Source organism: Streptomyces sp. NPDC033221 (assembly GCF_055577005.1).
The window spans coordinates 87,613-108,800 of the sequence record NZ_JBVIQN010000029.1 but is presented as its reverse complement, the minus strand read 5'-3'; the positions used below and the strand labels follow the sequence as shown (position 1 = coordinate 108,800).

General features: G+C 70.3%; 18 protein-coding genes. 14 read left to right on the top strand and 4 right to left on the bottom strand.

Annotated features, from left to right (window positions below; genetic code table 11):
• The first annotated feature begins 57 nt into the window (after positions 1 to 57).
• Genes ACZ53K_RS30930 through ACZ53K_RS30910 form a run of 5 tightly spaced genes read left to right on the top strand, consistent with a single transcriptional unit; the run spans position 58 to position 4,365 of the window.
• Positions 58 to 864, top strand: coding sequence for a hypothetical protein (locus ACZ53K_RS30930; protein ID WP_468842981.1), 807 nt, complete (start codon positions 58 to 60; stop codon positions 862 to 864).
• On the top strand, positions 864 to 1,106 hold the full coding sequence (locus tag ACZ53K_RS30925; RefSeq protein WP_468842978.1) for a hypothetical protein: 243 nt from the start codon (positions 864 to 866) through the stop codon (positions 1,104 to 1,106). The genes ACZ53K_RS30930 and ACZ53K_RS30925 overlap by 1 nt, the downstream gene beginning before the upstream one ends.
• 36 nt (positions 1,107 to 1,142) lie before the next feature.
• On the top strand, positions 1,143 to 2,090 hold the full coding sequence (locus tag ACZ53K_RS30920; RefSeq protein ID WP_468842976.1) for a Mu transposase C-terminal domain-containing protein: 948 nt from the start codon (positions 1,143 to 1,145) through the stop codon (positions 2,088 to 2,090).
• The gene (locus ACZ53K_RS30915; protein ID WP_468842973.1) at positions 2,087 to 3,169 is read left to right on the top strand and encodes a TniB family NTP-binding protein; all 1,083 of its coding nucleotides are present in this window, start codon (positions 2,087 to 2,089) and stop codon (positions 3,167 to 3,169) included. The genes ACZ53K_RS30920 and ACZ53K_RS30915 overlap by 4 nt, the downstream gene beginning before the upstream one ends.
• Positions 3,169 to 4,365, top strand: coding sequence for a hypothetical protein (locus tag ACZ53K_RS30910; protein ID WP_468842971.1), 1,197 nt, complete (start codon positions 3,169 to 3,171; stop codon positions 4,363 to 4,365). Before ACZ53K_RS30915 ends, ACZ53K_RS30910 begins: the two co-directional genes overlap by 1 nt.
• Before the next feature lie 37 nt (positions 4,366 to 4,402).
• Here the strand turns inward: ACZ53K_RS30910 and ACZ53K_RS30905 are convergent, their stop codons facing one another.
• Complete coding sequence (locus tag ACZ53K_RS30905) at positions 4,403 to 5,428, bottom strand: helix-turn-helix transcriptional regulator (RefSeq protein ID WP_468842968.1); 1,026 nt, start codon at positions 5,426 to 5,428, stop codon at positions 4,403 to 4,405.
• Between the two features lie 63 nt (positions 5,429 to 5,491).
• Between ACZ53K_RS30905 and ACZ53K_RS30900 the strand changes: the two genes are divergently transcribed.
• The 8 genes from ACZ53K_RS30900 to ACZ53K_RS30865 all read left to right on the top strand — a co-directional run bounded on the left by ACZ53K_RS30900 (position 5,492) and on the right by ACZ53K_RS30865 (position 15,281).
• Positions 5,492 to 7,000 carry an MFS transporter gene (locus ACZ53K_RS30900; protein WP_468842965.1) on the top strand — a complete coding sequence of 503 codons (1,509 nt, stop codon included), beginning with the start codon at positions 5,492 to 5,494 and terminating at the stop codon, positions 6,998 to 7,000.
• 167 nt (positions 7,001 to 7,167) lie between these two features.
• Positions 7,168 to 7,989 (top strand): VOC family protein, encoded by an 822-nt coding sequence (locus ACZ53K_RS30895; RefSeq protein ID WP_468842963.1) that lies wholly within the window; start codon positions 7,168 to 7,170, stop codon positions 7,987 to 7,989.
• 115 nt (positions 7,990 to 8,104) lie between these two features.
• Positions 8,105 to 8,506, top strand: a complete 402-nt coding sequence (locus ACZ53K_RS30890; protein ID WP_468842960.1) for a VOC family protein — start codon at positions 8,105 to 8,107, stop codon at positions 8,504 to 8,506.
• A gap of 97 nt (positions 8,507 to 8,603) precedes the next feature.
• Positions 8,604 to 9,548, top strand: a complete 945-nt coding sequence (locus tag ACZ53K_RS30885) for a Gfo/Idh/MocA family protein (protein ID WP_468842957.1) — start codon at positions 8,604 to 8,606, stop codon at positions 9,546 to 9,548.
• A 104-nt stretch (positions 9,549 to 9,652) separates the two neighbouring features.
• Positions 9,653 to 11,668 carry an excinuclease ABC subunit UvrA gene (locus tag ACZ53K_RS30880; protein WP_468842955.1) on the top strand — a complete coding sequence of 672 codons (2,016 nt, stop codon included), beginning with the start codon at positions 9,653 to 9,655 and terminating at the stop codon, positions 11,666 to 11,668.
• A 254-nt stretch (positions 11,669 to 11,922) separates the two neighbouring features.
• Entirely contained in the window at positions 11,923 to 12,522 is a 600-nt protein-coding gene (locus tag ACZ53K_RS30875) for a site-specific integrase (RefSeq protein ID WP_468842952.1), read from the top strand.
• A gap of 4 nt (positions 12,523 to 12,526) precedes the next feature.
• Positions 12,527 to 12,859 carry a helix-turn-helix domain-containing protein gene (locus ACZ53K_RS30870; protein WP_359305146.1) on the top strand — a complete coding sequence of 111 codons (333 nt, stop codon included), beginning with the start codon at positions 12,527 to 12,529 and terminating at the stop codon, positions 12,857 to 12,859.
• Between the two features lie 181 nt (positions 12,860 to 13,040).
• Complete coding sequence (locus ACZ53K_RS30865; RefSeq protein ID WP_468842947.1) at positions 13,041 to 15,281, top strand: site-specific integrase; 2,241 nt, start codon at positions 13,041 to 13,043, stop codon at positions 15,279 to 15,281.
• 252 nt (positions 15,282 to 15,533) lie between these two features.
• On the opposite strand, the gene ACZ53K_RS30860 is transcribed toward ACZ53K_RS30865, so the two are convergent.
• Genes ACZ53K_RS30860 through ACZ53K_RS30850 form a run of 3 tightly spaced genes read right to left on the bottom strand, consistent with a single transcriptional unit; the run spans position 15,534 to position 19,970 of the window.
• A complete protein-coding gene (locus ACZ53K_RS30860) occupies positions 15,534 to 16,835 on the bottom strand; it encodes a cytochrome P450 (protein WP_468842944.1) in 1,302 nt (433 codons plus the stop codon).
• A gap of 7 nt (positions 16,836 to 16,842) precedes the next feature.
• Positions 16,843 to 18,543: an AMP-binding protein gene (locus ACZ53K_RS30855; RefSeq protein ID WP_468842941.1), complete on the bottom strand. Its 1,701-nt coding sequence runs from the start codon at positions 18,541 to 18,543 to the stop codon at positions 16,843 to 16,845.
• Positions 18,540 to 19,970, bottom strand: a complete 1,431-nt coding sequence (locus tag ACZ53K_RS30850; protein ID WP_468842938.1) for a wax ester/triacylglycerol synthase domain-containing protein — start codon at positions 19,968 to 19,970, stop codon at positions 18,540 to 18,542. The genes ACZ53K_RS30855 and ACZ53K_RS30850 overlap by 4 nt, the downstream gene beginning before the upstream one ends.
• A 278-nt stretch (positions 19,971 to 20,248) precedes the next feature.
• Between ACZ53K_RS30850 and ACZ53K_RS30845 the strand changes: the two genes are divergently transcribed.
• On the top strand, positions 20,249 to 21,100 hold the full coding sequence (locus ACZ53K_RS30845; RefSeq protein WP_468842935.1) for a patatin-like phospholipase family protein: 852 nt from the start codon (positions 20,249 to 20,251) through the stop codon (positions 21,098 to 21,100).
• The last annotated feature ends 88 nt before the right edge of the window (positions 21,101 to 21,188 follow it).

Below are 21,188 nucleotides of genomic sequence, written 5' to 3'. Positions count from 1 at the left end.
GGTCGATGTCTCGGTGCCCCTGCACAGCAGCTCCCTGATCGCGCCGGGGGTGAGCCGATGACCGCGGGTGAGAGTCCGGTGCTGCGGCCGGGCGACTGGCTGACCTTCGACGGCGGCGAACATCAGGTGGTCGCGCTGGCCGGGACGGCCGTGCGACTGCGGTCGGCCGGCGGGGCGGAATCGCTGGTGCTGGCCTCGTATCTGATGGCGGCGCCGGACTTCGCTGTTACCGGCACCGAGCCGCTGCCGGAGCTGGAGCCGTTCGGTCTGCTGCAGACGCTGCCGGAGCCCGCGCGGGCGGCGGCGGCCGAGTGGCAGCGGCACGTGGTGGAGGTGGAGACCGGACTGCCGCCCGGCGCCGAGCCGGGCACGCCCGCGCGGCCGGAGTACGACCCGGCGACGCGGTCGCTGACCGAGCGGATGAGGGCGAAAGCGGCCGAGCTGGATGTGAGCCTGCGGACGGTGGAGGGCAAGCGGTCGCGCTACCTGAAGCAGGGGCTTGGGGGGCTGGTGGATCAGCGCACGACGCGGCGGTGGGAGACGACGGGCCGGGCGGACGCCCGGCTGGTGGCCGCGATCCGCGAAGTGCTCGACGGCGAGACGAACATCTCGACCGGCACGCGGTCGCGGCTGATCCGCCGCGTGACAAGACGGTGGAGGCCGCGCACGGTGAGGGGGTCGTTCCGCTGCCGAGCACGCGCACCCTCTACAAGCTCATCGACGCACTCGCCACGGGGCGGCACGCCTTCGGATCGGCGGTCACGCGGCGGCAGACGGCGAACCGTCCGGCAGGGCCGTTCACGCCGACGTTCGCGGACCGGCCCGGAGAACAGGTACAGATCGACTCCACCCCGCTGGACGTGATGGTGGTTCTGGACTCGGGGGTGACCGCGCGGGCGGATCTGACGATCGCGGTCGATGTCGCCACCCGCACGATCTGCGCGGCGGTGCTGCGGCCGGTGGGCACCAAGGCGGTGGACGCCTCGCTGCTGCTGGCGCGAATGCTGATCCCGGAGCCGATGCGGCCGGGCTGGTCCACCTCGCTGCGGATGGCGGCCTCGCGGATGCCGCACCGGCAGCTGCTCGACATCGACGCGCGGATGTAGCAGGCCGCCGCGAAACCGGTGATCGTTCCGGACACCGTGGTGATCGATGGCGGGAAGGTGTTCATCTCCGACACCTTCATCCGGGCCTGCGAACGCCTGGGCATCTCCGTCCAGCAGGCGCGTCCGCGCACGCCGACGGACAAGGCGATCGTGGAGGCGACGTTCTCCGCGGTCAACACGCTGTTCTGCCAGCACCTGGCCGGCTACACCGGCCGGGACGTGACCCGCCGCGGCGAGCGCGTCGAGCAGGCCGCCGTCTGGACGATCCCCGAACTCCAGGGATTGCTGGAGGAGTGGCTGCTGGCCGGGTGGCAAATGAGGCCGCACGACGCGCTTCGTGACCCGTTTCGGCCGGGGAAGGCGATGTCGCCGAACGACAAGTACGCCTGTCTGGTCGCGGCAGCCGGCTACCTGCCGCTGGTGCTGCGCGGGGAGGACTACCTGGAGTTGCTGCCGGTGGCCTGGCGGGTGATCAACGACTACGGCATCCGCATCGGCCACCGCACCTACGACGCGCCCGAGCTCGGGCCGTGGCGGCGCCAGCACTCCGGCCACGCGGCCAAGCGGGGGCTCTGGGAGGTGCACTACGACCCCTACGATCTCTCCCGCGTCTTCGTCCGCACCACCGGCGGCTGGATCACCGCGCCCTGGGTCCACCTGCCCCTGGTGAACGCCCCCTTCGCGGACTTCACCTGGGACCACGCCCGCCGCCTGGCCACCGCGACCGGTCTTGACGACTCCAGCGAGGCCGACGTCGCCCGCGTCCTGGACGCGCTGCTGACCCGGGCCGAGCACGGACCTGACCTGCGCTCCGCGCGGGTTATCGCCCGCACCCGCACCGCCGCCGCACTCCCGGCGCCCGCCGCACCACCCGAGACCGAGAACACGCCCGACCCTGAGCCCGACTCCGCGGCAACGCCGTCCGCGGAGGTGGTGCCCTTCGGGGTCTTCGACACCCACGCCGAAGCCGAAAGGTGGCTATGAGCACGCCCGCGACCAGCACACGCCAGCCGGAGTCCGGCGAGCAGGCCCCGCCGGACTCCCCGCTGACGACCAAGGAGGGCTGGCGCCGCTACGTCGAGCACGAGACTGTCCCGCCGAAGCTGCTGCCCGCCGCCGAGCGGGCCGCGCAGACCGGGCGGGAACGGGCACGGGCGGATGACCGGCGGTGGGAGTATCACGCGGACCTGCCGCTGGTGAACACCCCGACGATCCGGAAGGTGATCTCGACCGCCCGGCTGCTGATCCAGCTCAACCGCCATCAGGTCTCCGCCCGTCGCGGCGTGATCCTCTCGGGCGCCTCCGGCACAGGCAAGACGACGGCGCTCACGCAGCTGGGCCGCGCGCACGAGCTGGCCACGCGCCAGCGTCACCCGCGCGACCGGGCCCGGCTGCCGGTCGTCTATGTCACCGTCCCGCCGGCGGCCACGCCGAAGATGCTCGCGATGGAGTTCGCCCGGTTCTTCGGGCTGACCTTCCCGGCCCGGGCCACCCACACCGATGTCGTCGACGCCGTCTGCGCCACCGCCGCGCACGTCCACGTCGACCTGGTCCTGGTGGACGAGCTGCACAACCTCAACCTCGGCTCCCGCGCGGGGGCGGAAGCCTCCGACCAGCTGAAGTACTTCGCCGAGCGGCTGCCGGCCACGTTCGCCTACGCGGGCATCGACATCGAGAGCCAGGGCCTGTTCGCCGGAACCCGGGACCGGCAGATCGCCGGACGGTTCGTCGTGATCCCCGCCGCACCGTTCTCCTACGCCACCACCGCTGACAAGGACGCGTGGCGGGGGCTGGTCAGCACGCTGGAATCCATGCTCCGCCTCCACGAGCACGCCCCGGGCACGCTCACCGCGATGAGCGACTCCCTCTTCCACCGCACCGGCGGCATGATCGGCAGCCTGTCCCAGCTCATCCGCGGCGCCGCCGTGCTGGCCATCGAGGACGGCAGCGAGACGATCACCGAAGAACTGCTGGAGTGCGTCCCGACCGACTTCGCCGCCGAGCAGTCCGAACAGCTCACTGCCCCGGCCAAGGTGACCAGGCGGCGGAGGCGCGCGGCCTGATGCTCCTGCGCACGCTGCCCGACCCGGTCCCGCCCGCCCGGCACGAGATCCCTACCTCCTACATCACCCGCCTGGCTACCCTCCACGGCCTAGACGTCAACGGCCTGTGGTTACAGGTCACCCAGCCCGCCTACCTTGGGGCCAGCCGCCGCGTCGTCGTCCCCGAACGGCTCGCCGCACTGACCGGACGCTCCGTCCACGCCCTGGCCGGCGCGATGCCGGAACTACGCGACCCGCCACCGAACTGGGAGATGTTCCGCCACCAGCCGCAGACCGGCTGCCACCGCTGCGACGCCCGCCATCCCGGCGGCAAGGTGGTCCGGCTCCTGCCCCACCACACCTACGTCTGCCTGCGGCACGGCACCTGGATCGGCCCGCCCGACATCGACCACCCCGCCGTCGATCTCGCCCGGCTCCCAGACATCATCGACGCCCAGCGGCGCCACCTGCTCCTGCTGCGGCGCCACGGCTGGGCCACCACCTACGACGCGGTGCTGACCGGCCTGATGCTCTGCGCGCACATCTGGTCCGTGGACGGACGCCCGAAACCCTTCGGCTCCTGGGACACCTGGGACGACCGCCTCCACCTCCTGATCCCCTTCGACCGGGAGAAGCAGGACTACGTCAACTACAGCACCTCGCGGCTGTTCGCCGCGGTCTATCCCGAAGCCGTCGCCCTCGCCCCGCTGATCGCATCGTCCTACTGGCGTCGGCTGGCCGACGGCACCGAAGCCGAGCAGGAACGGTTCTTCGCCGAGGTCGCAGGTCGCGTCACCTACCCCTACAGCCCGCCTGACCGCGGCGGTGACGCCATCGCACACTGGGCCCTCGCCGACTCCTGGCGCCCACCCAGCCAGCCCCTGACCACCTACACACCCGGCCGCGTCCGCGGCACCCTCCCCGACGTCGCGGCGCACCGGCTCGCCCGCCACGAGAAGAGCACGATGTGGTTCAGCCGCAGCCGCCGGGACCAGGGCCGCACGCTCCTCTTCCACGGCCACCTCAAGCCCGTCCTCCTCCGAGGCCGCGAACATCAGTATGTGAAGTGGGAGGGCACCATCTGGCACAGCACGCGCACCGACGACCTCATGAGGCAGGACGTCGCACAGCGGCGCAAAGCTTCAAGACGGGGTCGTACGCCTGCGGCAGCGGCGGAGGGCCTTCACCAGAACCGGACGCACCGGCGAGGCTGTTGAAGGGCTTCCTCCCGTTGCCCGGGGAGGCGAGTCCGAATCATTTATGCATATCGCTGCGCGGAGTCGTGGGCCTGTCAGGAGGGCCCGTCTGTTCGCCTGCCTGGTACGTGGCCGCGTGGTGAAGTCGTTCGGCTGCCTGCTGGAGGTAGGCCGTGACCTGTGGGTCGGCGTCGAGGGTGTAGTCGGTGTCGAGGGCGGCGAGGGTCTGCGCGACGCCGGGCAGGTGGTCGCTGGAGCAGTCGACGGTGCAGGAGTTTTCGTCGAGAGGCTGGATGCGGCCGGCCAGGGCCCAGGTACGGCGGCGGACGGTGTCGGCGGGGGCTTGGACGGTGGCGATGGCGCGGTGGCGGGTGGGGGCGGTGGCGATCTTGTCGGCGACGTAGGCGGCGGGGTCGTCACCCGGTACCGGGCGGGGGGTGAAGCGGTGCCGGGTGGGGGCGAGGTGGGTGATGCGGTCGAGGCGGTAGATGCGCCAGTCGTCTCTGTCGGTGTCGTGGGCCAGCAGGTACCACAGGCCGCCGGAGGCGACCAGATGGTGGGGTTCGGCGCGGCGCGCGGCGGAGGCGCCGTGGCGGGTGGTGTAGTCGAAGGTGACGGTTTCATGGTCGCGGCAGGCGGCGGCGAGGGTGGCCAGCAGTTCCGCGTCGACGCGTGCTCCGCGGGTTTCCCAGCCGATGGTGGCCGTTGCCTGCTGCAGCGCGGCCACCTGGGTCCGTAGCCTGGTGGGGAGGATCTGTTCGAGTTTGGCCAGGGCGCGCAGGGCGGTTTCCTCCATGCCGATGAGGTGGCCGGCGGCGGTGCGCAGGGCGACGGCGGTGGCGGTGGCTTCGTCGTCGTCGAGCAGGAGGGGTGGCATGGCGGTGCCGGAGGCCAGGCGGTAGCCGCCGGCGTGGCCGGTGGTGCCTTCGACGGGGTAGCCGAGTTCGCGCAGGCGGTCGATGTCGCGGCGGATGGTGCGTCCGGTGACGCCGAGGCGGTCGGCGAGTTCGGTGCCGGACCATTCGCGGCGCGTCTGCAGCAGGGACAGCAGGCGCAGCATCCGTGCGGGAAGGTCGCTCGTCATGTTTCCCACAATGGCGCCCTTCACGGACGTGAGGTGTCCTAAAGGCCTCTTAGCGTGAAGGGCATGTCCGAGAACAAACCCCTCCGAACCTCATCGAATGCGGTCGATCCGCGCAGGTGGGCGGCGCTGGTCGTGGTGCTGGTCGCCTCCTTCATGGACGCGGTCGATGTGACCGTGGTCCATATCGCCTTGCCCGACATCCAGGCTGCGACCGGCGCGTCGACGGCGCAGGTGCAGTGGATCACCGGTGGGTACGCGCTGGCGTTCGCGCTGGGGCTGATCACCGGCGGCCGGCTGGGAGATCTGTTCGGCCGAAGGAAGGTCTTCCTGCTGGGGGTGGTCGGCTTCACGCTCACCTCGCTGGTGTGCGGGCTCGCCGGGAGCCCGGAGCTCTTGCTGGCCGGGCGGATCACGCAGGGCGCGATGGCGGCGCTGATGGTGCCGCAGGTGCTCTCCATCATCCATGTCACCTTCCCCGAGCGGGAGCGCGGCAAGGTCTTCGGGATCTATGGCTCGGTTATGGCCCTGGGCACCCTCGCCGGGCCCCTGGTCGGCGCCCTGCTCACCGAGGGGGATCTGTTCGGCCTCGGCTGGCGGCCGGTCTTCCTGGTCAACCTGCCGCTGGGCATCGCCGGACTGGTCGCCGGGGCACTGCTGATCGGCGAGTCGAAGGCCGAGCGGGCCGCCCGTCTGGACCTGGTGGGGGTGGTGCTGGCCACGGCGGGCCTGCTGGCGCTGGTGCTGCCGCTGACGCAGGGCCGGGAGCTGGGCTGGCCTGCCTGGACGTACGGGTCGATGGCCGCCTCCGTGCCGGTGCTGGGCGCGTTCGTGGCCTGGGAGCGGCGCCTGGCACGGCGCGGCGGATCACCGCTGGTGGTGCTGTCGCTGTTCTGGCGGCGCAGCTTCGCCGGCGGACAGGGCGTGCAGCTGCTGTTCGGCCTGGCCTCGGGAGTGTTCTTCCTGGCCTGGACGCTCTACCTGCAACTGGGGCTGGGCTTTTCGCCGCTGAAGGCGGGGCTGTCGGGGATGCCGCTGTCGGCGGCCATGATGGCCGGCGCCGGGCTGTCCATGCAGCGGCTGGTGCCGCGCTTCGGCCGCTGGGGGCTGCAGGCCGACGGGCTGCTGGCCGCGGTGGGGATGGTGCTGTTCGTCGGCCTGGCCGGGCACTACGGCACGGAGATCGCCGTGTGGCAGACGATGCTGCCGCTGGTCCCGATGGGCCTGGGCATGGGGATGATCATCGCTCCGCTGACCGACGTGATCCTCTCCGAGGTCCCCCACGAGCACGCCGGCTCCGCCTCCGGGCTGACCAACACCACCATGCAGCTCGGCCAGGCCGTCGGCGTGGCCCTGTCCTCGGTCGTCTTCTTCGGCCGGCTCGGGCCCGGCAGCCCCGCCGCCCAGGCGCAGCAGATGCCGCACGCCTTCACCGGCTCCCTGTGGTATGTCGCCGGCGCCTTCACCGCCGCGTCCGCCGTCCTGTTCGCCCTGCCCCGCACCGCCGGCACCAAGCGACCGGCCACCGCCAAGGCCGCCCCCGACCAGAAGGCCGAGCCGGTCCCGATCGGCTGACACGCCACCGGCCCCGCGGCCTCACTCCAACGGCCCGCACCACGGGCCCCCGCACCACAGGGGGCAAGGCTCGACACCACAGGGGGCAAGGCTCGACACCACAGCCTGTTCCCGCTCCCTTGTGACCCCGTACCGCACCCGCGAAAGGCATTTTCATCATGGGTTTCATGTCTCCCGGCCAGGTGGTCTGGTTCGAGATCGGCACCACCGACCCGAAGGCCGTCACCGACTTCTACGGCCCCCTCCTCGGCTGGAGCTTCGAGGTCGACCCGGACTCCTCGGTCGACGGCCGCACCTACACCCGCATCCTCGCCCCGGGCGCAGCCTGGCCGATGGGCGCCATCCAGCAGGGCGACACCGGCGGCGAGGCCATCAACCTCTCCGTCCTGTCCGCCGACGTGCACGCCGATGTCGACAAACTCACCGCGCTCGGCGCGAAGGTCATCGTCCCGGCCACCACGGTCGGTGAAGTGACGGTCTTCGCCCGGCTGGCCGACCCGCGCGGCAACATCTTCTCCCTGTTCTCCCGCGGCGGCTCCGAGAAGCTCGCCGAGCGGGCGGCGGCGACCGAGGAGCACATGCAGCAGGCGTCGTATGCGCCGCAGCCGGGTGCGATGGCCTGGTTCGAGATCGGCACCACCGACGCGCGGGCCACCACGGACTTCTACGCCGCGGCGTTCGGCTGGCGGTTCGAGAAGGACGAGTCAGCAGGCGGCAAGCCGTACTTCAGCATCTTCGTCCCCTCAGCCGAGTGGCCTTCCGGCGGCCTGTGGGACCACAGCAGCAGCCCCGATGGCGCCGACTACGCCATGCCGTCCTTCCTGGTCTCCGACGTCACCGCCACCACCGGCGCCGCACAGCAGGCGGGCGCCCGGGTCGAGTACGGGCCCGAAGCCAACCCCGACGGTCTGGTCTTCTCCCGCATCCTCGACCCGCGCGGCAACCGCTTCGGCCTGTTCTCCCAGCCCGCCCAGCCGGCTGACTCCTGAGCCGCACAGGGGTGGGCCGGCCCGGACGCCGCCCCGCCGAGGTTCCCCTGCGCCACCCACATGATCTACGACCGGCCCCTGACGGCCGTGCAACCGAGGAAAGGACCCATCCGCCATGAGCACCACCCACTCCACCGGCACTCTCAGCGGCTCGGTGATCTCGTACGCGATCTGGGCCGACGACGGCCGCCGGCTCGCCGAGTTCTACGCCGCCGCACTGGGCAGCGAGGTCGGACAGCCCTACCCCGACGAGCACGGCAACGAGGTCGCCTTCCCCGTCACCGTCGGCAACACGATGTACATCTTCTGGACCTCCAGCTCCTTCACCGCGCCCACCTGGCCCCAGCAGGAGCTGCCCTTCCACATGGACCTGGCCTTTCCCGATGTGGCCGCCGCCGAGAAGCGGCTGCTGGAACTCGGGGCGACCAAGCCCGACTTCCAGCCCGGCGACCACTGGACGGTCCTGCTGGACCCCTCCGGCCAGCCCGTGTGCATCAGCCAGGCCCAACCCTCCTGACCGCAGGAGTTGGCCGGACCGCACGCCGGAGGCACCGGCGCACTGCCCTGCCCGGCCCGGCACACCGCCCCCGCTCATTGAAAGGAACCGAGCCCTCATGAAGATCGCCCTGTTGGGAACCAACTTCGGCCAGGCGCACGCCGCCGTCTACGCCGCCCGCGACGATGTCGAGGTGGTGATGTTCGGCCGCGACGCGGACAAGACCGCGCAGGCCGCCGGACAGTTCGGGTTCGCCGCCGGCACTGACCTGGACGCCGCCTTCACCGACCCCTCCTTCGACTTGGTCGATGTCTGTCTGCCCATCGCGCTGCATGCGCCGATGGTGCTGCGCGCCCTGGAGGCCGGCAAGCACGTTCTGACCGAACTGCCCATGGCCGGTTCCCTGGAGGAGGGCCGCAGGATCGTGGCCGCCGCCGAGTCGAGCGACCGGCACGTGTTCGTGGACATGTTCGAGCGGTTCATCCCCGCCAACCAGGCCCTCAGCGACGCCGTAGGCGAGGGTACCTACGGCCGACTCCAGGAACTGACCTGCTGGAACGCGGTCGCTCTGTTGTGGCCGGGCGCCTCGCTCGGGCTGAAGGCGCTGCCGATGGAGGCCATGCACAGCGACCTGGACCTGATCACCCGGGCCCTCGGCACACCGGACCAGGTCCACGTCACCGCGGTGGGACGCGACGCGGACGCCGGCGCCCTGGAGGCCACCCTGGCCTTCGACGGCGCGATCGCCCGCAGCTCGGTCTCCTCACTGCGGCCCAAGCCGTGGGGTGCCCGCAGCGGCTACACCGCCGCCTTCACCCACGGCGTCCTTGAGTGGGTCTCGGCCATGGGCTACGACGGCAAGCCGGCCGGGACTCTCACCGCCTACAGCGACGAGGGGGCCCACGAGGTGGAGCTACCCGTCGCTGACCAGTACACGGCGATGATCGACCATGTGCTGGCCGTGCTGCGCGGTGAGGCCGCCAACGAGATCAGCCCGGCCAGCGCCCTGGCCGCACTGGAGCTGACCTGCCAGATCGACCAGCAGGTCAACCCCGCCACCTGACCGTCCAGCCCTGTCCCTGTTGCCACCCGGTCCCGACCGCGTGGCAACAGGGCCCCAGGCCGCCACCCCGCCCGCACGCCCCCAGCCAGCCAGAAAGCACCGCCATGTCCCGTAAGACATCTGCGCACGGCGAGATCGTCATCACCGGCGCCCGCGTCCATAACCTCCAGGATGTTTCGCTGCGCGGCCCCAAGGGTGTCATCACCGTCTTCACCGGGGTGTCCGGTTCCGGTAAATCCTCCATCGTCTTCGACACCATCGCGGTCGAATCGCAGCGGCATTTGAACGAAACGTTCCCCTTCTTCGTCCGCAACCGGCTGCCGAAGTACGAGAAACCCGAAGCCGACCTCATTGAGGACCTTTCCCCGGCGATCGTGGTCGACCAGAAGCCGCTGGGCGGCGGCTCACGCTCCACGGTGGGCACCATCACGGACATCGCCTCCCTGATCCGGCTGCTGTTCTCCCGCGCCGGGTGGCCCAGCGCCGGCATGTCGACGGCCTATTCCTTCAACGACCCCACCGGCACCTGCCCCACTTGCCAGGGCCTGGGCTACACCATCCAGCCCGACCTGGAGAGGTTTTTCGACCAGGAGCAGTCCCTGGACAGCGGGGCACTGCGCTTCCCCCTGTTCAACGTCGGCGGCGTTCAGTGGTCCCTGCTCACCCGCTCCGGGACGTTGGATACCGGCAAACAGCTGAAGAAGTACACGAAGGCCGAGTGGCACATCCTCCTGCACGGCCGCGGCCCAAAGACCCCGGCAGGCGGAGCGGCCAAGAGCGTCGATGACGAGGGCATCCTGGACCGCTTCCACCGCCTCTACCTCAACCGCGACCTGTCCACACTCTCCCAGCGCACCCGCCAGGCGGTGGAGGAGTTCACCACCGAGGGCGAATGCCCCACCTGCCACGGTGCCCGCCTCAACGCAGCCGCGCTGAAGACGAAGATCAACGGACACGGCATCGCCGACCACATGGCCATGGAAGTCACCGACCTCATCGACGTCCTGGGCAAAGTCGACCACCCGCTCGGCACACCGCTCGCCCAGGCCGCCGTCCACGCCCCGGAGCGCATCGAACAGATCGGACTGGGCTACCTCCACCTCGGCCGGGAGACCGGCACCCTCTCCGGCGGCGAGGCCCAACGCCTGAAAATCGTGCGCAACCTCGGCTCCAGCCTCACCGGCATGACCTACATCTTCGACGAACCCTCCACCGGCCTGCACCCCCGCGACGTCCACCGCATCAACGACCTGCTCACCCAGCTCCGCGACCAGGGCCACACCCTCCTGATCGTCGAGCACGACCGCGACGTGATCACCCGCGCCGACCACATCATCGACATGGGCCCCGGCGCCGGCACCCACGGCGGACAGGTCATCTTCCAGGGCACCGCGGCGCAACTGCGCCGCGCCAAGACCCCCACCGGCCGCCACCTCGATGCCGCCATCCCGCTCAAGACCGATGTGCGCACCCCCACCGGCAAACTGAAGATCACCAAGGCGCATCTGCACAACCTCAAGAACGTCAGCGTCGAGATCCCCACCCGCGTTCTGACCGCCGTCACCGGCGTGGCCGGCTCCGGCAAATCCACCCTCATCAGCAACGTACTGCGCGCCCAGCATCCCGAGGCGGTCTTCATCGACCAGCAGGTCATCGGGTCTTCCTCCCGCTCCACTCCCGTCACCTGGGTGGGGGTCATGGACGCCATCCGCACCGCCTTCGCCCAGGCCAGCGGCGCCAAGCCCGGCCTGTTCAGCTTCAACTCCACCGGTGCCTGCCCCGAACTGGAGTGCCGACGGGTTCCCTCCGGGGTGCTATGTGAAAGTTATGGCTGTTCATGCAGGTCGGGGCCGGTGGTCGATGCTTCACCCGATCGTGTGGCTGGCCGATGTGCTGACGCTGCAGCGGCAGAGTGCGGCGACCGCATCTGCGGAAGCAGAACGTGCGGTGTTCCAGGATTCCCTCGCCGAGTACGTGTGGGCCCGCGATGTCGCAGGGCTGTCGCCGCGGACACTGGAGTCGCTGGTCCAGCCGGTGCTGGAGATCTGTTCGTACTACGACGTCATGCCCTGGCATCTGAGCTCACGGCAGCTGGACCAGTACTTCGCGGGCCCAGGTAGGCGCCCGCGGCACAACACGATCCGCTCGAAGATCAATCGGATCGATCTCTACTACGCCTTCCTGGAGCAGCGGTACGCCGGCGAGATTCACCGGCGCTTCGGCGCGGTGGTCCAGTCGCCGGTCGATGCGTTCAACCGGCCCGTTCACCGCGGTGATTTCGGGCTGCGTATTCCGCCGTCGGCGCGGGCGACGAAAGAGTTCTTCGCCGCGTGGCGCGTGGCGCGCGGCTCTGCCGCGGGCGCGGAAGTATCCCGTGGCGGTCCGCAACTATGTGATGTCGAAGCTGACGTACATCTCCGGGGTCCGGGCGAAGGAGCTGTGCCAGGTACAGCTGGGGGAGGTGCACTGGGAGAACGGCCAGTGGGGCCGGTTCCTGGTCCACGGCAAGGGCGCCGGCGGCTCCGGCCCGCGTGACCGGGAAGCCTTCCTCTTCGAGGAGGGCCGCGCGCTGTTGTGGTGGTACGTCGAAGTAGTGCGGGGTGAGTTTCCCGATGATCCCTGTGATCCGCGGGCGCCGCTGTTCCCGTCCGAGCGGCTGGCGAATTCGCTGGCCGGCATGGAGGGGCTGCTCGCGCCGCCGGTGGGGCCCGACACATTCCGGCGGGCGCTGAAGATGGCCTCGCGCGATTATCTGCGAGGACCGGTCGATGTGCTGTTTCCGCATCTGCTGCGGCACGCGTGCGCGACCCACAACTATGAGCGGGGGATGCCGTTGTGGGACGTGCAGGTTTTGCTCGGTCATGTCTGGGCCTCCACCACGGTCGGGTACCTGGCGACCGCGAAGGGCGATCCGGAGCGGGCGAGCCTGGAGTCGTCCCGGCGAGCGGTTCGCCGGCTGAGCACGGAGGCGTGATCCGGTGAAGTGGAATCTGCGCTGGGCTGCGGCCAAGCGCGACATCTGGCGTCCGACCCAGTTGCAGGCGGCCTTCCGCCAGGTGGGGTTCACCCCGTCGTTGAGCAAGGTGGCCGCCCTGTGGTCGAACAAGCCGGTCACTGTCCGGCTGGAGGACCTGGACAAGATCTGTGCCGCCCTGCACTGCACGGTCGCCGACCTGATGGAAGCCGAGCCGGTCGCGGCAGCCGAGCAACGCCCGGAGAGCGAGCAGCGGGCGGTCGGCGAGAGCAGGCCCGTGCGCCCGGTTCCCCGCCCGGGCAGCGGCGGGGCCCGGCGCCCGCTGCCGCCGAACTGACGCGGGTCAGGCCATGATCAGGGGATTTGCTCGGCTGGGGTCGTGCGCAATGTGTGCGGGCTGGGGAGCGGTGAACGGGAAGACGCTGTGCCCGTGGTGCGCGTGGGCGTGGCGCCGGGTGGCTGCGGGCCGGGACGGCTGGAGCCAGGCACGGTGCCGCCGCTGCGCCTGGAGTGTTCCGGTGACGCGGTCGGGCGTGTGCGCGCCCTGCCTCTTGGCGGCCCGCCTGGGCGAGGACGATCCCTGGGCCTGGGGCGAGCTCCGCGGCGAGGACCTCGCCCCGGGCCGGCCACGCCAGCTCGTGCTGGGCATTGAGGGAATTTCCCTGCCCGAGGCCCGGCCGGTCCGGATGCCCCAGGGCAAGCCGGGGCGGCGCTACAGCGTTCCCGCCTGGTTACGGGCCCGGTCTCCCGAGCCGCTCCAGGACGATCCCCGCATCTGTACGCCTCAGGTTCCCGGGCAGCTGGGGCTCTTTGCCACCCCGGCTCGCCGGTTCGCCCGTACCCATGCGGCCCGCATCCGCGACCGGCACGTCCCCGGCTTCGAGGCCGTCGCCGGGCACCTGCGGCTGATGGCGGACGAACGCCGCATCAAGGTCCGCACGATGTGGATCTGGCGGTTGGAGGGCTTCGCCCGCCTGGCCCTGTCGGCCCGCGACCCCGACCAGCACCAGGTCGCCGCCGAGGCCCTGCACGGCCTCCTGTACTACGACCCGGTCCTCGGGCAGGCTCTGCAGCGGGCCGGTCTGCTTGCATCGCCTCCCCCTGCCCGTCTGGTCCCGCCCCGCGGCACCGGGCCCACCCGCCAGGGCGGGCAGCGCGCCCCGGAGCTGCGGGGACAGTGCACGCACTGCCTGGCCTGGGCGAACGACCGCCGGACCCTGTGTGCGCCGTGCACAAGCTGGTGCACTGAGATCCGCAAACACGGCGGCAGCGAGACCGAGTGCGAACGCTGTCACCGCACATTGCTGCTCAGCGGAGGCATGTGCCGCAGGTGCCGGATCGTCGTCGCCGAGACCGAGGTCGACGCCGCCCAGGTCGCGATGGTGGGCGGCGATCAGCTGTGGTTCGCCGGCCTCCACGCCGCCGCACTGGCCACCGGACCTATGCCTCCGGGTACGGCAGCACACCACGGCCGCTTCGACCTCAAACGCCGCCGCGCCCGGGCCGCAGCCCAGCGCCGCCTGTCCGAGCATCTTCTCGACCCGGCCCAGCTGGAGCTCTTTGCGGCCCCGCCCAGGGACTGGTCCCGCCTGGACACCACCCACCCGCCCGCCCTGACCGAAGCGGCCGCCGCCCTGGTGGCCGACTTCACCACCTACATGCGCAGCCGCGGCTGGAACACCAACGCCTTCAATGGCAACATCCGCACGCTGCGCATCGTGACCGGCCACCTCGGCACCGAGCTGCTCATCCGCGAGACGGACATCCGGGCCCTGGCCTCCCTGCGCCCCAGCCTGAACGGTGCCCGCGTCCTCAACTACCTGCGCCTGCGCGGGCTCCTGGAACCCCAACCACCCCAGGAACCCAACATCGCCCGCGCCCGCCACCACGCCTGCTCCGTCAGCCAGCCGGCCTTCGCCGCCGCGCTCCACACCTTCATCGACGTCCTCACCGGACAAAGCAGCATCCCCAGCCGGCCCCGCAGGCCCAAGACGGTCGAGAACTACGTGGTCACCGTCCTGCCCACCGTCCACGCCTGGAGCGCCGCTGGCCTCACCGACCCCCGCCAGATCACCACGGAGCACATCGAGGGCGTCCTGGACCCGCTGTGCGGCGATCAAGCCCACCGCCTGCACACCGCACTACGGTCCCTGTTCCGGGCCCTCAAACGCGAACGCCTCGTCTTCCGCGACCCCGCCCGCAACATCTCGCTCACCATCAGCCGACCGCTGCCCGCCTCACTGCCCGCCGACCGCATCGCCGGCCTACTGGACCAACTCGACGACCCGCGCGACCGCCTCATGACCGCCCTCGTCGCCATCCACGCCCTCCTGCCCGGACAACTCACCCGCCTCCTGCACGGCGACCTCGACCGCAGCAAGGGCCGACTACGCCTACGCCGGCCGGGCCACAGCGACCACCTGGTCTACCTCGACGCCTTCACCCTGCGCCTGGCCACCGCCTGGGAACACCACCGTCACCGACGCTGGCCCGACAGCTCCAACCCCCACCTGTTCGTCACCCGCAACACAGCCGTTGACGACTCCGGCCCACCCATCAGTGCCGACACGGTCTACAAGACCTTCCGACGGCTCGGGCTGCCGCCCAGCGTCCTGCGCATCGACCGGATCTACGACGAAGCACGCCACAGCGCCGATCCCGTCCGGCTGATGCAGCTCTTCGGCCTGTCCAACCACTCCGCCACCCGCTACGTCCTGGCCGCGCACCCGGACAAGAAGAACGGCCCCATCGCCCCGTGAGGCATCACACGGAGACCCACTGGCCGTTTGTTCCATATTCTCGGGCGTGACGCTGACGACCATCTCGGCGCGCCGCCATCACCGGCTTGTCTGCCGCCCAGTGCGCAGGTGGAGGGGCACAGGTCCCGGTGATGGCCGCACATTTCGGCGCCCAGTCGGTACCGGACGGAACGGTGATCCGAGCATCCATACTGCCCGGGTTCTTCGCGCCAGCGGACTGCCCTCGTGAGGCCGAAGCCCTTTCCTTTCCCGTCAGGAGCGGCGACCGGTGCCGCTCTGTGCGACTGTGACGGGGACGGCGCTGATGCCTTGCAAGAAGCTGAGCGGGGACCAGGGGAGCTGCTCGGCGGGCACGGCGAGTTTCATGTGTGGCAGGAGCCCGGTGAGCGCGACCAGCACGGTCTGGATCTCCGCGCGGGCGAGTTCGGCTCCCGCGCAGTAGTGGCGGCCGTGCCCGAATGCCTGGTGAGGGGGAGCGGGCCGCCCGGGCAGCAGGCGGTCGGGGTCGGGATACGCGGCGGAGTCGTGGTTGGCGTGGTCGAGAGCGGCCAGGACGACGTCGCCGGTGTCGATCCGGGTCCCGGCAATAGTCATTGGGCGGGACGCGAAGCGCCAGGTGGACAAGGCTGTGGCCGACGTCAGTCGCAGCAGCTCTTCGGTGATGGGCCGCAGCAGAACGGGGTTGTCGCGCAGCAGGCCGGCCAATTGGGGTTCCTCCATCAGCCGGACCGCACCGTGCGCGAGGACTGAGACCGTGTTGAGGGTGTTCCCTGCGATGAACTGGAAGAGGATTCCGACGGCTTCGGACGCGCTGAGGGTGCCGTCGCGCCACGCCGTGGCAGCCAAGGTGACGATGTCGTCGCCGCGCCGGTCGTCGGAAGGCGCGTTGCGGCACTGCCGGAGCAGTCTCATCGCCATGCTGCGGACATCGGTAACGACCCTCAGATAGCGGGGATCGCCCGAGCTCAGCGGCCCGAACAGCGTCGCGCCGCCCTCCCGGACGAGTTCGCGGTACTCGTCGGGGACACCGAGGATCGCGCACAGGACGCGCACGCTGAGGGGCTCGAACACGTCGCCGACGAGTTCCCCGCCGCCCCGAGCCACGAACGCGTCGAGCAGCCGGTCCGTCTCGGCGCGGATGAGGGGCCGCCACCGCGCCGTGGCCCGGGCGGAGAACGCGTGCTGGGTGACGCGGCGTAGTCGCGTGTGGTCCGGCGCATCGAGGCCGAACAGGTGCCGCACCCCGGGCGCGTACCCGTCCTCAGGGTAGCGGCGCCCCCCGAAGGGCGGCTTCCCGTCCGGCAGGCTCAGCCAATCCTTGATCAGCCGGTCGTCGTCGAGGACTTGCTTGACCTCTTCGTATCCGGTGACGATCCAGGTCGGCAGCTCGTCGAACAGCAGAACCCGGTCGATCGGGCCGGGCAGCGCGGCGAGGGCGGCATGGATGGCGTGCGAGCAGCCGTGCGGAAGTTTCGGCAGCGGACGCGCGGGGCTCTCGTCGCCCAGGGCGGTGGGACGGTCGTCCGCGCCGGGACGGGCGTCGTCGTTCGGCATGAATTCCTCACGTCTCCCTGTCCTGCGGCGAGTCCTGCAGCGGCCCGTCCGTAGCGAGCCGCCGCGCTGCGGCGAGGCGCTGCCACTTGCCGCTGGTGGAGCGGGTGAGATAGTGGGGCGGGACGAGGTGCACCCGTAAGGGCGCGGCGCCGAGTTCGGCGCCGACATGGCCGCGGAGCCGCTCCGCCAACACGGGGCGGTCATCCGCCGGAAGGTCGGTTTCGGCGACGAGTCCGATACGGTCGTCGCCGTCCGGTCCGATGTCGGCGAACGCCACAACATGGCCGTGGTAGACACCCGGCACCTCGTGGGCGAAGTGCTCCACGTCGGCAGGGAAGTAATTGCGGCCGTGCGCGATGACCATCTCCTTGCGGCGGCCTCCGACGTACAGGTTGCCGTCCAGCCAGAACCCGAGGTCGCCGCTGCGCAGCCAGCCCTCGTGGAAAAGCTCGGCAGTCGCGTGCTCGTTTCGGTAGTAGCCGGGTGTGACCGCGGTGCCGCGCAACTCGATCTCGCCCAGACGCCTTTCGCCGCACACCGCGCCGTCCGCGACGATGCGGAGCTGCAACCCCTCGACGGCCGTGCCCACGCGCACCAGGCCGGTCGCCCCCGCGTCGTCGCGCGATACCGGACGGACCTCTCCCCGCGTGCCGAGCAGGTCGCGGTCGACCCACGTGGTTACCGGGAGAGCGCCGGGAGGGGGAAAGGCGATCGCCAGGGTCGCCTCGGCCATCCCGTACACCGGGTACATCACCGACGGCGCCATGCCGGCGGGCGCGAACGTCTTGGTGAACCGTTCGACGGTGCGCACGGAGATCGGCTCGCCGCCGTTGAACGTCAGCCGCCACGACGACAGGTCGATCCCGTCGGGCATCCGTCCCGCACGCGCCGCGTCGACCATCAGGTCGTAGCTGAAGTTCGGGCCGGTCGTCAGCGTGCCGCCCACGGCGGACAGCAGGCTCAGGAACTCCTCGGGGCGGCGGACGAACGTCCGCGGCGTCACCGCGTGGGTGCGGCCGCCGTTGAGGATGTTGGTGAGCATTCCAAACAGGCCGAGATCGTGGTAGTGCGGCGCCCACTGCACCCAGACATCGCGCGGTGTCATCTGCGCCGAGACTGCGATCGCGGCGAGCCCCGCGAGGATATTGCGGTGGGGCAGCATGACCCCGCGCGGCGCCATCGTGCTGCCCGAGGTGAACTGCACGACCGCGAGATCATCGGCGCCCACCTGAGGCAGGGCCCGTCCTGCGGGCAGGTCGATGTCACTCTGCACGAGGCGCAGCACCGGCACGAGCTCCCGCAGCTGGCCCGCCACGACTCGGTGGGCGTTGTCGGTCACGAGGGTGCGCATTTCGGCGGCCTCGGCGAACCGCCGCAACTGTGGTGCCTGCGCAACGGGAAGGACTGTCGCGGCCGCGCCCGCCCGCATGATCCCGAACAGGACCTTGAGCAGGTCGGGGCCGAGGCTCATCAGTACGCCGACGATGTCGCCCGGCCGGACACCCTCCTCCAGCAGCGCACGGGCGAAGCGCGCCGACGCCTCGTCCAGCTCCGCCGGCGTCGTCCGGCGCGCCCGGGCGTCGGCGTCCGGGAACTGCACGGCCGTGTCGCGCAGGGATACGGAAGCGGCGACTTCGGCCAGCGCCGCGCCGAGTGTCGGTTGCGACCAGGCGCCCGAGACCGCGCCGCGCTCGTCGAGTCGCTTCACCCCCAACTCCCGTCCGGCTCGGGTTCGAAGATAGCGGTGAACTCCTCTTGGACGAGCTGGTGGAAACGCGACGGGTCGGTGAACGCGGCCGGGTCGATGTTGAGCGCGACGCAGGAGGTGTCCCCGTGCGAGACCATGGTGGCGTTGCACGCGCTTCCGGCACGGGGCGCGAACGTCATGTCCTCGACGAACTCCGCCCCGGCGATGTAGCACGGCCGTGAGTAGCCCGGCACGCTGCTCACCCACAAGTCGATTTTGCTCAGCATGTCGTACGCGGACATCCGCAGGGCGATCCCGGGAATCCAGCTGGCCATCGCGCTGACCAGCGGGATCACCTCCTCAACGAGGTCGTTCCGCTCCCGCTTGATCAGCTCGTGGACCGCCCGGACGCGAGCGGCGGGATCGATGTCGCCGAAGGCTCCCCGCAGCAGCATGACGCCGATGTGGTTGCCCGGCCCCCGATGCCCGAAATCCCGCAGGTTGACGGGCATGGCCGTCGACAGATTTTCCGCCGTGGCGTTGAAGTGCCTGTGGTACTTCTGACAGGCGCCCAGCACGGCCGCGACGAAGACGGCGGCGGTGCTGGTCCCGGTGCGCTCCGCCGCCCTGCGCAGTGCTGACCCGGGCACTTCGACGGTTTCGAACCGGCGTCCGAGACTGCGTCGGCGCAGCAGCGCCGAGCCAGGCTGCAGTTTGTACTGACCGGCGGGCCAGGTGATGTCCGGCGGGCGGCAGGCGGCGGGCGTCGGATCTTGCATCAGGGTCTGCGCCTTGCCGAAGAAGTACTGGGCGGCGCGCCCGGTCTCCTGGGCGATCGCGGTGGCCATGGCTTGGAGGTGTTGGTCCAGCCCGGTCAGCGCGGGATGGTGGGCTCGCGCCATCGCCTCGAACTCGAACGGTTGCTCCTCGTCCTGGCGGGCCTCGGGTGTCGACGGCAGCAGCCGCCTGAGCATCTGGACAATGCCGATACCGTCGGCGAAGCAGTGGTGCCATTTGAGGATGAGGGCTGCCTTGTCTCCCTTGTACCCTTCAACCAGGGTCGCCTCCCAGGGAGCACGCGTCCGGTCGAGGTCCTGTCCGGCCCACCACTCGACGGCGTGGAGCAACTGGCGACGGTCTCCCGTCCCGGGGAGCCGGATGCGGCGCAGATGGTCGTCCAGGCGGAACTCCGGATCCGGCGACCATGTCGCGGGCCCGGTCTCGGTGGCGAACTCCAGGACGCGCTGACGCAGCCGGGGCACCCTTTCCAGGCACCACTTGAAGCACCTTCGCACCCGCTCCCAGTCGGGCGCCGAGGCCAGCACGTAGATCGCGACGACGTTCATGGGCAGTCGGGGATCACGGCTGACGCGCCACATCCACGCGTCACCGCCGTTCATCGGTCCGGGGAGGGCCCAGTCGTGTAAGGGAGCGTGGTCGATGCTCACGGCCAATCTTCTTTCGTGTCAGCTTCGTGAATGGCTCGTTCGGCTTGCGGGCGACGCACCGTTGCAAGACCGTTTACACGCCGGGACGCGGCACGACGCCTTATTTCGCGCTCCTGACAGGGAAAACAGAATCCGCCGGGAAATCACCGAACGGCATGCCGTCATTGCCTCGGTGACGCGTGATCGCATTCACCCGGGACGGCGTCTACGAGGTCCGGCAACCGCGAGTTCTGCATGGGCACTTCACACGGTCAAGTTATTAGCTTAACGTGGCCCTCATGGCTGGGCAATACCCAACTGCGTTCGTCTTCAGCGGTGGTGGAAACGAGGTGGCGTCGGAGATCGGAATGATCTTCGCGCTGACCGAGTCAGGGATTCGACCGGACCTTATCCTGGGTTCGTCCGCAGGCGCATGGCTGGGGGCGATCTTCGCCGCGCAGCCCGATCGCCGCGGACTCACGGCCATTTCCAACTTCTGGGCGCAATACCTCGGATCACCGCGACTTTCTCGTACGTTCACCAGGGCCGTATTACGCCTCTTCTGGCTTCCGGTGCAGGAGGACACCCAGCGCGCGCTGCGCGTCGTACTGGCGCGCCATCTGCCGATACGGCGGTTTGAGGACCTGCCGGTGCCCTTCCAGTGCTCCGGCATCAGCCTGCGTTCGGGGCAGATCGAGTGGTTCTCCAAAGGTGAACTGCTGACGGCGCTGCTCGCCGCGTCCGCGGCCCCCGTCCTGCAACCGCCGGCCTTTCGAGACGGCACGTGGTACCTCGACGGGGGACTGGTCGACCTCGTCCCCCTTCGGCGAGCCCTCAGCCTGGGAGCCCGCACGATCTACATCCTCCCGGCGACCGATCTCAGGCCGATGTTCCCATTCTCCCCGCGCGTGGAAGTCCCACCCGTGAATACCACCCTGACGCTGAGGTTCCAGGAGGCGCTGCAGCACGTGCCCGAGGGAACGGTCGTCCATATCCTCCCGCTCGGGCGCAGGAATCCGCCGCTCGGGCTCGAACTGTACCGCCGCATGCTCCGCCTCGAACTCACCAACCCTTTCCGTGACTCGGAAGAAGAGGCCCGGCTCGCCTACCGGGCCACCACCCGCTATCTGGCCGAGCATGCGAACACATAACGGCGGACAGCGAGCAGCGGGACGGCGCGGAAACGGACGCCGGCCCGCTCGGGCTTCCGACTCGCAACGCGCGTCCTACGAGTACTGG

Bases quoted from the DNA above. Each gene is read 5' to 3' on its own strand.
- ACZ53K_RS30930 (WP_468842981.1), top strand. From the start codon at position 58: ATGACCGCGGGTGAGAGTCCGGTGCTGCGGCCGGGCGACTGGCTGACC.
- ACZ53K_RS30925 (WP_468842978.1), top strand. From the start codon at position 864: ATGGTGGTTCTGGACTCGGGGGTGACCGCGCGGGCGGATCTGACGATC.
- ACZ53K_RS30915 (WP_468842973.1), top strand. From the start codon at position 2,087: ATGAGCACGCCCGCGACCAGCACACGCCAGCCGGAGTCCGGCGAGCAG.
- ACZ53K_RS30910 (WP_468842971.1), top strand. From the start codon at position 3,169: ATGCTCCTGCGCACGCTGCCCGACCCGGTCCCGCCCGCCCGGCACGAG.
- ACZ53K_RS30905 (WP_468842968.1), bottom strand. From the start codon at position 5,428: ATGACGAGCGACCTTCCCGCACGGATGCTGCGCCTGCTGTCCCTGCTG.
- ACZ53K_RS30900 (WP_468842965.1), top strand. From the start codon at position 5,492: ATGTCCGAGAACAAACCCCTCCGAACCTCATCGAATGCGGTCGATCCG.
- ACZ53K_RS30895 (WP_468842963.1), top strand. From the start codon at position 7,168: ATGTCTCCCGGCCAGGTGGTCTGGTTCGAGATCGGCACCACCGACCCG.
- ACZ53K_RS30890 (WP_468842960.1), top strand. From the start codon at position 8,105: ATGAGCACCACCCACTCCACCGGCACTCTCAGCGGCTCGGTGATCTCG.
- ACZ53K_RS30885 (WP_468842957.1), top strand. From the start codon at position 8,604: ATGAAGATCGCCCTGTTGGGAACCAACTTCGGCCAGGCGCACGCCGCC.
- ACZ53K_RS30880 (WP_468842955.1), top strand. From the start codon at position 9,653: ATGTCCCGTAAGACATCTGCGCACGGCGAGATCGTCATCACCGGCGCC.
- ACZ53K_RS30860 (WP_468842944.1), bottom strand. From the start codon at position 16,835: ATGCCGAACGACGACGCCCGTCCCGGCGCGGACGACCGTCCCACCGCC.
- ACZ53K_RS30845 (WP_468842935.1), top strand. From the start codon at position 20,249: ATGGCTGGGCAATACCCAACTGCGTTCGTCTTCAGCGGTGGTGGAAAC.